The organism is Nonomuraea sp. NPDC050786 (genome assembly GCF_040654115.1).
Classification (GTDB): Bacteria; Actinomycetota; Actinomycetes; order Streptosporangiales; family Streptosporangiaceae; genus Nonomuraea.
On the sequence record NZ_JBFAHJ010000016.1, the window covers coordinates 172,342 to 183,757 of the forward strand.

Annotated in this window: 12 protein-coding genes; 4 read left to right on the forward strand and 8 right to left on the reverse strand. The window is 67.5% G+C overall.

Annotation, left to right across the window (positions count from 1 at the left end; genetic code table 11):
* Positions 1-51: 51 nt before the first annotated feature.
* A complete protein-coding gene (locus tag AB0H84_RS27630) occupies positions 52-501 on the forward strand; it encodes a lamin tail domain-containing protein (RefSeq protein WP_357609990.1) in 450 nt (149 codons plus the stop codon).
* Between the two features lie 154 nt (positions 502-655).
* Here AB0H84_RS27630 and AB0H84_RS27635 read toward each other — a convergent pair whose 3' ends face one another.
* Together AB0H84_RS27635 and AB0H84_RS27640 are read right to left on the reverse strand one after the other, a co-directional pair.
* Positions 656-1,381, reverse strand: coding sequence for a glycine-rich domain-containing protein (locus AB0H84_RS27635; protein ID WP_357609993.1), 726 nt, complete (start codon positions 1,379-1,381; stop codon positions 656-658).
* 1,461 nt (positions 1,382-2,842) lie between these two features.
* Positions 2,843-4,006, reverse strand: a complete 1,164-nt coding sequence (locus AB0H84_RS27640; protein WP_357609995.1) for an acyl-CoA dehydrogenase family protein — start codon at positions 4,004-4,006, stop codon at positions 2,843-2,845.
* A gap of 124 nt (positions 4,007-4,130) precedes the next feature.
* On the opposite strand from AB0H84_RS27640, the gene AB0H84_RS27645 reads away from it, so the two are divergent.
* On the forward strand, positions 4,131-5,444 hold the full coding sequence (locus tag AB0H84_RS27645) for a UDP-glucose/GDP-mannose dehydrogenase family protein (RefSeq protein WP_357609998.1): 1,314 nt from the start codon (positions 4,131-4,133) through the stop codon (positions 5,442-5,444).
* Positions 5,445-5,543: 99 nt separating this feature from the next.
* Here AB0H84_RS27645 and purE read toward each other — a convergent pair whose 3' ends face one another.
* Positions 5,544-6,044 (reverse strand): 5-(carboxyamino)imidazole ribonucleotide mutase, encoded by a 501-nt coding sequence (gene purE / locus AB0H84_RS27650; protein ID WP_357610001.1) that lies wholly within the window; start codon positions 6,042-6,044, stop codon positions 5,544-5,546.
* Positions 6,041-7,189 carry a 5-(carboxyamino)imidazole ribonucleotide synthase gene (locus tag AB0H84_RS27655; RefSeq protein ID WP_357610004.1) on the reverse strand — a complete coding sequence of 383 codons (1,149 nt, stop codon included), beginning with the start codon at positions 7,187-7,189 and terminating at the stop codon, positions 6,041-6,043. Before AB0H84_RS27655 ends, purE begins: the two co-directional genes overlap by 4 nt.
* A 278-nt stretch (positions 7,190-7,467) precedes the next feature.
* Here AB0H84_RS27655 and AB0H84_RS27660 point away from each other — a divergent pair, with 278 nt between their 5' ends.
* Complete coding sequence (locus AB0H84_RS27660) at positions 7,468-7,950, forward strand: GtrA family protein (RefSeq protein ID WP_357610007.1); 483 nt, start codon at positions 7,468-7,470, stop codon at positions 7,948-7,950.
* Here AB0H84_RS27660 and AB0H84_RS27665 read toward each other — a convergent pair.
* Both AB0H84_RS27665 and AB0H84_RS27670 read right to left on the reverse strand, forming a co-directional pair.
* Positions 7,934-9,214 (reverse strand): ATP-binding protein, encoded by a 1,281-nt coding sequence (locus AB0H84_RS27665; RefSeq protein WP_357610010.1) that lies wholly within the window; start codon positions 9,212-9,214, stop codon positions 7,934-7,936. The genes AB0H84_RS27660 and AB0H84_RS27665 overlap by 17 nt on opposite strands.
* Before the next feature lie 3 nt (positions 9,215-9,217).
* Positions 9,218-9,886, reverse strand: a complete 669-nt coding sequence (locus tag AB0H84_RS27670) for a response regulator transcription factor (protein WP_012888073.1) — start codon at positions 9,884-9,886, stop codon at positions 9,218-9,220.
* A gap of 260 nt (positions 9,887-10,146) precedes the next feature.
* On the opposite strand from AB0H84_RS27670, the gene AB0H84_RS27675 reads away from it, so the two are divergent.
* Positions 10,147-10,623, forward strand: coding sequence for an RICIN domain-containing protein (locus AB0H84_RS27675; RefSeq protein ID WP_357610013.1), 477 nt, complete (start codon positions 10,147-10,149; stop codon positions 10,621-10,623).
* A 44-nt stretch (positions 10,624-10,667) separates the two neighbouring features.
* Here the strand turns inward: AB0H84_RS27675 and bfr are convergent, their stop codons facing one another.
* Together bfr and AB0H84_RS27685 are read right to left on the reverse strand one after the other, a co-directional pair.
* Complete coding sequence (bfr, locus tag AB0H84_RS27680; RefSeq protein WP_357610016.1) at positions 10,668-11,153, reverse strand: bacterioferritin; 486 nt, start codon at positions 11,151-11,153, stop codon at positions 10,668-10,670.
* 15 nt (positions 11,154-11,168) lie between these two features.
* Positions 11,169-11,345, reverse strand: coding sequence for a (2Fe-2S)-binding protein (locus AB0H84_RS27685; protein WP_345002194.1), 177 nt, complete (start codon positions 11,343-11,345; stop codon positions 11,169-11,171).
* Between the last annotated feature and the right edge of the window lie 71 nt (positions 11,346-11,416).

Sequence of the window (11,416 nt, forward strand, 5' to 3'; positions counted from 1 at the left end):
GCAATCGTCCCATTGATGTCACGTTCCATCCCTAGCCCTATGGAGCCCGTAGTGCTCAAGCGTCTGCTCGCGGCGACCGGCGCCGCGATCGTGGTCCTGCCGTTGGCCTCTACGTCCGCTCAGGCGGCGACCCCGGTCGTTCAGATCGTCAAGGTGTACTACGACTCGCCGGGGTCGGACCGGGGCGGCAACGTCTCGCTCAACGGCGAGTACGCGGTGCTGCGCAACACGTCCAAGAAGAGCATCCAGCTCGAGAAGTGGATCCTGCGGGACGAGACCGGCTACACGTACAGGTTCCCGAGATTCACCCTCAAGCCGGGCAAGTCGGTGACCGTGCGCTCAGGTCAGGGGACTGACGGCACGACCACGCTGTACTGGGGACGCAAGTGGTACGTCTGGAACAACGACGGGGACACGGCAGGGCTCTATCGAGGCAGCGACCTCAAGAAGATCGACACGTGCAGCTGGGGACGCGGCGGCATCTCCACCCTCTGCCAGTAGACCGGCACGACACAGAACGCCGGGTCCCACGGAATCGGGCGCTTTGCCGGCAACCCGGCCGCGCCCGAACCGATCGAGGTGCTTGGGCCCGCCACGGACCCTCGATGTTCGACCAGGTCACTCGGTACGGGTATCGGCGCAGCCAACGGCCTGTTCAGAACGAGAGCACCACGCAGCCGTTTGCCCCGTTGAGGCCGGGCCATGGATGGAAGTACGCGTCGCCGTGCCCACCGTCCCCACCCCGCCCGGCGTCGGCCATGCAGCCGCTCCCTATCGGTGCCCCGGCTGCGCCCCCAGCGCCTCCCGCGGCGCCCCAGTCACCATTGCTTCCCTTGGCGCCATTGCTGCCCGGGACGATGCGCGCGGCGGTGCCGTTGCACAGCGCGTTGGCAGTGCCGCCGCCGAGGCCCCCGGCTCCGCCGAGAGAGCTCAACGTGGTACCTCCTCCACGGCCGGCCGTGGCAACGACCTGGTTGGCTCCATCGATGCTGATGATCGAGAACCCACCGGAGAGGCCGTTAGGCTGAGCGCCCGTCTCAAAGCGCCCACCGGCACCGCCGGCGCCTACGCGAATGGCCAGCGTGCTACCCGCGCGGACGGCGAGTGTGCAGGTCACGGTGGCGCCGCCGCCCCCTCCCCCACCGCCGCCGTAGAAGCTGCCGCGGTCTCCCGCCCCGCCGACGCCGCCTCCCGCTCCCGCGCCGGTGACGGTCGCGACGATCTTCGTCACGCCGTTCGGCACGGTGAAGGTGTAAGCGCCCGGTGTGCTGTAAGGCGGCGGCGACGCCTGAGCGTGCCCGGGGGCGACCGCAACCATGGGGAGCAGGATGCCGCCGGACGCCGCGACGAACCTGCCGATCAACCAGTGACGCACCTGCATGGGATCTCCTGACACCGCCGGGAAAGGCTGGTTGCTTTCGCCGCCAGGATCCCATTACCGATCAGCACTATTTGGCTACTCAGCGCTACAGGCGTGTCGTCACGCTCACAAAGGAGCACCTTGCCGCCTGACTGGTCTTTGGCGGAAATTTCTCAGCGGGTGATCGCCTGGCGCAGCGGTTACGGCTCTCGTCATCTCTCGTTGGTTCTGACGTCCTCACGGAACAGTGACGGAACAGGGAAGGGCACGGACGGGACCACGACCGTGCCTCTGTGCGCAGAAGCCACTCCCCGCTGCTCGATCGCTCCTCCCAGAGGGCCTTTGGCCTGGAGCGCGGCCGAGAGGACTCGAACCCCTAGCCTTCGACCTGCGATTCTAAGGTGGAAAGGTTCAGCTGTATCGGTAGCGTGGAGGCCTCCAGCTCGGAGGTCAACAATGTCCACCCCGCATCAGGACGGCGAGGCCCTGGTCCCTCGCCCGCCATTGACCACTGCTGCTCTCCGGGCGGCAGTCGCTCAGATCGCTCCGTCCTACCTCGGCCAGTTTGTTGACCATCTCGACCAGGCGACAGAGCACCGTCGCACCCCTGCAGAACTTCTTGCAGCAATGGGGCGAGTTCGTAGCGATTCAGCGCCATCCTGCCCGAGCGGCCCGCCTACAGGCCTTGGAGGCAGAAGTCGCCACGGCCACCGACCGAGTCAAGTTGGCCACCGCCTTGGCCGAAATCACTGAGATCACGACAGCCGCGCGCCAAGAGGCCGCTGGTGAGTGACGCCTGAACCTAGGAGTACAACCCCCACGCCGAGCATGTCATTGCTGGGCTCCCGCCGACCATCATCCTTGAGATCGAGCGGCTTGCCGACCAACTTGCAGTCCTTGGCAGGACGCGATCCGCGCCGGTAGAGGCTCGCTACATGGGGGGGTCTTCGAACCCTCGATCTGTTCGGCGGCCGTGGGTTCCTCAACTTCATCGTCGCGGAGCATCTGCGCCTTGTGCTGATCATTCGTGTTACGTGGATAGGTTGAAGCGCCCTCGCCTGACCCTCACGGGAACTGAAGAACGCCCCCGAAGAATGCCCCGAAGGCCTCAGAGGGCGAGCCGCTGCGTGATCCCCGATCCTACGGACGTCAGGGCCGTCGTTCCGTGCCTTACGGAACAGGAACGGAACAGTGATCATCAAGCCGAGAATCGACACGTGCAGTTGGGGACGCGCTGGCATCTCCGTCCTCGCGCCAGTAATCCAGCACCATCGACAGGGTCTGTACGCCGTGCCATCAAGAGCGCGACGTGACCGTGGCCGAGTTCCAGACTCGCGGGCATGACGAAGGGGGCGCAGCGGCTTTTAGCTGGGGGTTGGGGGGCCGCGCCCCCCAATGTCACAGCCTGAGCCTCGAGCGCGAAGCGCCCCATCGTGAGGACCGCGCCTTTCCCTGTGGATTCCTAGGGACCCCTGGAGGCCCTTACTTGAGAAGTTGGCGGGCCATCACCATGCGCTGGATCTGGTTGGTGCCCTCGTAGATCTGGGTGATCTTGGCGTCGCGCATCATGCGCTCCACCGGGAAGTCCTTCGTGTAGCCGTAACCGCCCAGCAGTTGCACCGCGTCCGTGGTGATCTCCATGGCCGCGTCCGAGGCGGCGCACTTCGCGGCGCTGGACAGGAAGGTCAGGTCCTTCTGCGGCTCCCCGTGCATCGCCCGCTCCGACTTCGCCGCCGCGTGGTACGTGAGCTGCCTGGCCGCCTCGAGCTTCATGGCCATGTCAGCGATCATGAACTGCAGCCCCTGGAAGTCCGCCACCGGGCGGCCGAACTGCTTGCGCTCCTTGACGTAGCCGATCGCGTAGTCCAGGGCGCCCTGGGCGATTCCCAGGGCCTGGGCGGCGATGGTGACGCGGGTGTGGTCCAGGGTGGCCAGGGCGGTCTTGAAGCCGGTGCCGGGCTCGCCGATCAGGCGGTCGGCCGGGATCCGGACATCGTCCAGGATCACCTGGCGGGTGGGTGAGCCCTTGATGCCGAGCTTCTTCTCCTTCGGACCGAAGGAGACGCCCTCGTCCGACTTCTCGACGACGAAGGCCGAGATGCCCCTGGCGCCCGCCGACGGGTCCGTCACGGCCATGACGGTGTAATACTCCGAGATCCCGGCGTTGGTGATCCACATCTTGGTGCCGTTGAGCACGTAGTGGTCGCCGTCCCGTACGGCCTTCGTCTTCATGGACGCCGCGTCCGAGCCCGCCTCCGGTTCCGACAGCGCGTACGAGAACATGGCCTCGCCGCTCGCCACCGCGGGCAGATAGCGGGACTTCAGGTCCTCCGAGGCCGAAAGGAGGAGGGGGACCGTGCCGAGCTTGTTCACGGCGGGGATCAGAGAGGAGGAGGCGCAGGCCCGAGCCACTTCCTCGATCACGATGACGGTGGCCAGAGCGTCCGCCCCCGCGCCCCCGTACTGCTCGGGAATGTGTACGGCGTGCAGGTCCGACGACACGAGCGCCTTGTAGACGTCCCAGGGGAATTCCTCGGTCTCGTCGGCCTCGGCGGCGTGCGGGGCGATCTTCTCGTCGGCCAGGGCCCGGATCGTCTCCCTGAGCAGGTCGTGCTCCTCGGCGGGGGCGTAAAGAGGGAAGCTCATGCGCTAGATACTAGGACGTCCGACCATTTGTTACCAGCTAGTACGGTTTGCGAAGAGGTGCAGGTGGCACGTAGGAGGTAGCGAGTCCCGGTAGCATGCCTGCGCGACCGAAAGGAGCTCACTCGTGCCATATCGCCTCACGGTGATCGGGACCGGATACCTGGGGATCACCCATGCGGCGTGCATGGCTGATCTTGGATTCGAGGTCCTTGGGCTTGATATAGACGAAGACAAGATCGCCAGACTGAACCAAGGTGAGCTCCCGATCCACGAGCCTGGGCTCGAACCGGTGCTCCGCCGCGGCCTCGAGTCCGGCCGCCTCCGCTTCACCACCTCCTACGAGGAGGTCGCCGCCTTCGGCGACGTGCACTTCATCTGCGTGGGCACACCGCAGAAACGCGGCGAGTACGCCGCGGACGTCACCTACGTGGACAGCGCCATCGAGTCCCTCGCCCCGTTCCTCGACCGGGAGTGCCTGGTCGTCGGCAAGTCCACCGTGCCCGTCGGCACGGCCGAGCGGCTCGCGGACAAGCTCGCCCGCCTCGCGCCCGCCGGAGCGCAGGCCGAGCTGGCGTGGAACCCCGAGTTCCTGCGTGAGGGGTTCGCGGTCGAGGACACCTTGCACCCGGACCGTCTCGTGCTCGGTGTACGCACCGAACGAGCGGAGAAGGTGCTGCGTGAGGTCTACGAGCCGATGGGCGACGTTCCCTTCGTGGTGACCGATCTCGCCACCTCCGAGCTGGTCAAGACGGCCGCCAACGCCTTCCTCGCCACCAAGATCTCCTTCATCAACGCCATGGCCGAGGTCTGCGAGGCCGCTCACGCCGACGTCAAGCAGCTCTCCGAGGCCCTGTCGTACGACAACAGGATCGGCGGGCGCTTCCTCAACGCCGGGCTCGGGTTCGGCGGCGGCTGCCTGCCCAAGGACATCAGGGCCTTCATGGCGCGGGCCGGGGAGCTGGGCGCGGACCAGGCGCTGACGTTCCTGCGCGAGGTGGACGCCATCAACATGCGCCGCCGGGCCCGCATGGTCGACCTGGCGAGGGAGCTGGCCGGGGGCTCGTTCCACGGGTGCACCGTGGGCGTGCTGGGCGCCGCGTTCAAGCCCAACTCGGACGACATTCGCGACTCCCCCGCGCTGGACGTCGCCGTGACCATCGGCCACCAGGGCGGACAGGTCACCGTGTACGACCCGATCGCGCTCGTGAACGCCCGTAAGGCGCACCCCGAGCTGAACTACGGCGAGTCGGCCCTTGAGGCGGTCCGCGGGGCACACGTCGTGCTGCTGCTCACGGAGTGGCAGGAGTTCGTGGAGCTCGACCCGGAGGAGCTGGGCGCGGTGGTCGCGACCCGGCGCATCGTGGACGGACGTAACGCCCTGAACGCCGAGACGTGGCGCTCCGCCGGATGGCACTACCGCGCCCTGGGCCGCCCGTAACCCTGGAAAACGCGTAACCCCCGGAAACCCGTAACCCCGGAAACCCGTAACGCTGGAAAAGCAGTGGCCGCCCGCGAATCTGCGGGCGGCCACTCTTCATCAGCCCTGCAGCTGGGCGGCCTCCGCGCGGAGCTTCTCGCCCTTGGCGTACGCCTGCTCCTTCAGCCGCCCCTGGAACTCCTCCATGCGCTCCCGCAGCTTCGCGTCCGACGCGGCGAGGATGCGTACGGCCAGCAGCCCCGCGTTGCGAGCCCCGCCCACCGCCACCGTGGCCACCGGCACCCCGGCGGGCATCTGGACGATCGACAGCAGGGAGTCCATCCCGTCGAGGTACTTCAGCGGCACCGGAACCCCGATCACCGGCAGCGGCGTGACGGAGGCCAGCATCCCGGGCAGGTGCGCCGCCCCGCCGGCCCCGGCGATGATCACCTGGAGACCGCGGGACGCGGCGCCGCGGCCGTACTCGATCATCTCGGTGGGCATGCGGTGCGCCGAGACCACGTCCGCCTCGAAGGGCACGCCGAACTCGGCGACGGCCTCCGCGGCGGCCTTCATGACCGGCCAGTCGGAGTCACTGCCCATGACGATGCCGACGCTCATGTGTACTCCCCGGTGGTGAGATAGACGGCGGCGTGGCGGGCGCGGGCGCGGACCTCTTCGAGGTTGGAGCCGAGGGCCGTCACGTGGCCGATCTTCCGGCCGGGGCGCACCTCCTTGCCGTAGAAGTGCAGCTTGATGCCCGGATCGTGGGCCAGCACGTGCTCGTAGCGCTTGAACAGGTCGGGCTCCTCGCCCCCGAGCAGGTTGGCCATGACGACGACCTGGGCGGTCATCTTGGGCGAGCCGAGCGGCAGGTCCAGCACCGCCCTCAGATGCTGCTCGAACTGCGAGGTCGTCGAGCCCTCGATCGTCCAGTGGCCGCTGTTGTGCGGGCGCATGGCCAGCTCGTTGACCACGAGCCCGTTCGGGGTGTCGAACAGCTCCACCGCGAGCAGCCCGGTCACGCCCAGCTCGTGGGCGATCTTCAGGGCGATGCGCTGCGCCTGCGCCGCCTCCTCGGGGTCCAGCCGGGGAGCGGGCGCGATGACCTCCACGCAGATGCCGTCCTGCTGGACGGTCTCCACGACCGGGTAGCTGACGCCCTGCCCGTGCGGCGAGCGGGCCACCAGCACGGCGAGCTCCCGCTCGAACGGCACGAACGCCTCGGCGAGCAGCTCGACCCCGGTCGCGAACGCCTCCGCGACGTCCTCCGGGGACCGGCACACCCACACGCCGCGGCCGTCGTAGCCGCCGCGCACCGACTTCAGCACCACCGGCCAGCCGTGCTCGCCCGCGAAGCGCTCGGCCTCCTCGGCCGACGACACGCGCGCCCAGGCCGGGCAGGGCACGCCGATCGCGCTGAGCCGCTCGCGCATGACCGCCTTGTCCTGGGCGTGCACGAGTGCGTCGGCGCCAGGGTGCACGGCGTGGCCGGCCTCGGCCAGGGCCCGGATGTGCTCGGTGGGGACGTGTTCGTGATCGAACGTGATCGCGTCGCAGCCCTTGGCGAACTCGCGTAGATCGTCCAGATCGCGGTAGTCTCCGATGCGCGTGTCGACGATCACACGTGCGGCGCTCTCCTCAGAGCTGTTGGCCAGCACCCGCAGCTCGACACCGAGCGCGATGGCGGGTGGCTGCGACATCCTGGCCAGCTGACCCGCGCCGATGATGCCGACGACCGGTCCGATGGGGCTGTAGGAACTCACGCCAGGTGAGCTTACCGGGACGGAACGACTTTCCCGGACGCTCCGGGCTGGGCGGCCGTTCCGGGTCGCCTTCGCAGGCACGACCGCCCAGCGCTCTGCCCCGCCCGCGGGCCGGATGGCGCGGGAGGATGCCACGCAGCGTAATGCCCATTTTCCGTAAACGCCGGGCATAAGACGGTATTTGTAAGCAGGATGTCCGCGAGGCTGATATCGACCCTACATCCTGACCGGTACGCTGAGAGGGTCAGGCACGGCGAGGGAAGGGACCGAGCGGAGACGTGAATCTCGTTGGACGCCTCTACGAGCGGTTCGCCTCTCTCTTCTACGAGCTGGCCAAGTTCGGCAGCATCGGGGCCATCGCCTTCGTGATCGACTTCGGCCTCCTCAACCTCTGCAACGTCGTGCTGGGATGGGGCCCGCTGACGTCGAAGGTCATGGCGACGACGATCTCCACGACGTTCGCCTACCTCGGCAACCGCTACTGGACCTTCCGGCACCGCGAGCAGAACGGGCTGGGGCGCGAATACTTCCTGTTCTTCCTGCTCAACGGCATCGCGCTGCTCTTCGGCATGCTGACGATCGGCTTCACCACGTACACCCTGGACCGGCACGACGCGCTCAGCATCAACATCGCCAACATCGTGGGCGTGGGGCTCGGCACGCTCTTCCGTTACTGGTCGTACAAGAAGTGGGTGTTCCTGGAGGCCACCGAGCCGATCCCGGTGGAGCTGCCCGAGGCCGGGGTCAAGCAGGACCGCTGACCACCCGGTTCCTGCTGCCGTCGTCCTGCGCCGGGCGCAGGAAGATGGCGAACGTGGCAGGGCGGCGCCGTACCAGCTCCAGCCGGCCGCCGTCGGCGGCGGCCAGCGCGCGGGCGAGCGTCAGCCCCAGGCCGGTGCCTCCGCCGCCGCTGACGTTCCGCTCGAAGATCTTGGGGGCTATCTCGTCGGCGATCCCCGGGCCCTCGTCGGCCACCTCGATCACCACGTAGTTGTCGCCGCAGGTGGAGGTGACGGTGACGGCGCCGCCACCGTGGCGCAGCGAGTTCTCCAGCAGGGAGGCGATCACCTGGCCGAATCCGCCGGTGGTGGCCATCGCCTTCAGCCCGCGCCCGCCCTCCAGCCGCAGCACGCGGCCGGCGTCCCTGAACACCGGCTCCCACTCCCTGACCTGCTGGATGAGGACCTCGTCGACGGCGATCGGCTCGGCCTGGGCCTGGCGCTGGCGCCGGGCCGCGGCCAGCAGCTCGTCGATCACGGCGGTGAGCCGCTCCGCCTGCACGATCGCCGCCTCCCCCTCCTCGCGTACGACCTCCGGCTCGTTCGCGGCGGACACGATCTCCTCAAGGCGCATGGTGAGACCGGTCAAGGGGGTGCGGAGCTGGTGGGAGGCGTCGGTGGCGAACTCGCGCTCGCGCGTGAGCAGGTCGGAGATGCGGGTGGCGCTACGGTCGAGCACCTGTGCCACCCGGTCCAGCTCGGGGATGCCGTATCGGTGCTTGCTCGGCCGCGCGTCGCCCGATCCCAGCCGTTCGGCGATCTTCGCCAGGTCCTGCAGGGGTAGCGTCAATCGCCGGGACTGTACGACGGCCAGGCTCACGGCCACCGCGAGGGCGGCGCCGGCCAGGGCGACGATGAGCATGAGGCGAGCCCGTACGTCCTGCTCGACCCTGTCTCTGTCGCGACTTATCCGTACGTAGACGCCGGTGTTGGTCTGCGCGTCCTCCGTCATGAGGTGACCGGACGGCGGAGCCGTGCCGACCACGGTCACCCGGAGGGGGGTTCCGCGCTCCCAGATCTGTATGTACCGGCCCGGATATTTCTGCTCCAGTTGCTGAGGGTCGAGCGGTGTCTCCTGAACACGGGCATACTCGACCTCTCCCACGAGGCGCTTGGCCTCCGCCCCGAGCTCCTGAGCCGCCTCGTCGACGATGAGGCGGCTGACGACGACGCCCAGGGGGACCCCCAGCAGCAGGACCGCGATGACCGCGACGAGCAGCGTGGAGGAGAGCAGTCGGCGGCGCATCTCCTACTCGCGCTCGAACCGGAAGCCGACTCCCCGGACGGTGGTGATGTAACGGGGCTTCGCGGCATCGTCGCCGAGCTTGCGACGCAGCCAGGAGATGTGCATGTCGAGTGTCTTGGTCGACCCCCACCAGTTCGTGTCCCAGACCTCGCGCATGATCTGCTCGCGGGTGACGACCTTTCCGGCGTCACGTACGAGCACACGCAGGAGGTCGAACTCCTTGGTCGTCAGGTGCAGCTCCTTGTCTCCCATCCACGCACGACGCGAATCGGCGTCGATGCGCACGCCCTGGACGACGGGAGTCTCGGAGGTGCCGCGGCGCAGCAGCGCGCGGACCCGGGCGAGCAGCTCGGCCAGCCTGAACGGTTTGGTCACGTAGTCGTCCGCGCCGGCGTCGAGTCCGACGACCGTGTCGACCTCGTCGACGCGGGCGGTGAGTATGAGAACCGGGGTGCCGTGGCCCTCGGCCCGGATCCGGCGGGCCACCTCCAGCCCGTCCATTTCGGGCAGGCCAAGATCGAGAACGATGAGGTCGATGCCGCCCGACAGAGCACGCTCCAGGGCTTGCGGGCCGTCGGGGCTCACCTCAACCTGGTAGCCCTCGCGGCGTAGCGCACGCGCGAGCGGCTCCGAGATCGAGGTGTCATCCTCGGCGAGAAGTACGCAGGTCATGAAGCGATCGTAGGACCTTAGGGGATCGTTTCCCGGGCACAGCGCCGGGTTTGACTCGTCGTTGACCTATCCATTGACCTGGGCAAACGCGGCTAAATATCGGTTAGTCCGGATTAAATTACCGCTGTTGGAGCCCCAGCCGGAAAGCATCGATCATGGCGTTCCCGTTCCGCGCCATGACCGACTCTCCGCAGCCGTTCAGAACAAAAGGGAAATTGCGCGCGTCTCAGTGATCGACAGTTCGCAGAAAGGTCATAGACGTGCTCGCAATCTCCAAGAAACTGTTCGCCGTCACCGCCACCGCCGCCGTGGCGCTCTCCCTGGCCACCGCTCCCGCCTCCGCGGCGAGCGGCGGATCCCGTTTGATGAACGCCGCCACCGAGCTCTGTCTGGCCGTGGGCAAGAGCGAGGTGAAGGCCGGCAAGAAGGTCATCCAGTGGACGTGCTCCACCAACAAGGACCAGCAGTGGATCTACAAGGGGCGCAAGCTCGTCAACGCCAAGACCGGCATGTGCCTGGCGATCGCGCGTGGCGTGCAGGTCAAGGGCAAGTACGCGATCCAGTGGCCGTGCACCGACGGCGGGTCCGAGCAGGAGTGGATCTACGACAACCAGCACCTGCGGAACCAGGCCACCGGGATGTGCCTGGCGGTCGGCAAGGGCGAGCGCAAGCCGGGCAAGTGGATCATCCAGTGGACCTGCCGGAACATCACCGACCAGGTCTGGATCATGCGCTAGACCGGCTTCGGGTGGGCTACGGCAGGCCCACCCGATGACCGTGGTCAGTCGTCGGACGACGGCGGCTCGGCGTAGCGAGCCAGGTACAGCTGCTCGCCCAGGCTCCGGATGAGGCCGAGCTCCGTCTCCAGGTAGTCGATGTGCGCTTCCTCGTCCTCCAGGATCTCCTCGAAGATCCGGGCCGAGGTGATGTCGCCCTTCTCGCGCATGAGCGCGATCGCCGGGCGCAGGCGCTCCACGACGGAGAGCTCGACCTCGAGGTCCGCCCTGAGCTGCTCCTCGACGGTCTGCCCGATGTGCAGGGTCCCCAGACGCTGGTAATTGGGCAGGCCTTCGAGGAAGAGGATGCGATCGGTGAGGCGCTCGGCGTGGCGCATCTCGTCGATCGACTCCGCGCGGGTGTGCTCGGCCAGCTTGGTGTATCCCCAGTTCTCCTGCATCTTGGCATGGAGGAAGTACTGGTTGATCGCGGTGAGCTCGGCGGTCAGCTGTTCGTTGAGCAACTCGATGATCTGCTTGTCGCCCTGCATGAAACGGGCCCCTTGCTATGCGGTCGTCAGTTCTTCAGACCTTTTCAGCATTGCACAGATCTTCCGTACACATCGGGCACAGTCCCCACCAGCCCCTGTAGTGTCGCGAATCTGCTTCGCGCTCTTGGCCCCGGCAGCGATGCAGTCGTGCACCTCGTTCTCCGTCACAGCACGGCAAATGCAGACGTACATCCGGGGTAAGGCCTCTCGACAAGCAGCAACAAAGGTTAGGCACACCTAAGGTAACCCACTTTGGTAAGGCT

Coding starts and splice junctions, on each gene's coding strand:
- purE (WP_357610001.1), bottom strand. CDS start 6,044: ATGAGCGTCGGCATCGTCATGGGCAGTGACTCCGACTGGCCGGTCATG.
- bfr (WP_357610016.1), bottom strand. CDS start 11,153: ATGCAGGGCGACAAGCAGATCATCGAGTTGCTCAACGAACAGCTGACC.
- AB0H84_RS27685 (WP_345002194.1), bottom strand. CDS start 11,345: ATGTACGTCTGCATTTGCCGTGCTGTGACGGAGAACGAGGTGCACGAC.
- AB0H84_RS27665 (WP_357610010.1), bottom strand. CDS start 9,214: ATGCGCCGCCGACTGCTCTCCTCCACGCTGCTCGTCGCGGTCATCGCG.
- AB0H84_RS27670 (WP_012888073.1), bottom strand. CDS start 9,886: ATGACCTGCGTACTTCTCGCCGAGGATGACACCTCGATCTCGGAGCCG.
- AB0H84_RS27640 (WP_357609995.1), bottom strand. CDS start 4,006: ATGAGCTTCCCTCTTTACGCCCCCGCCGAGGAGCACGACCTGCTCAGG.
- AB0H84_RS27635 (WP_357609993.1), bottom strand. CDS start 1,381: ATGCAGGTGCGTCACTGGTTGATCGGCAGGTTCGTCGCGGCGTCCGGC.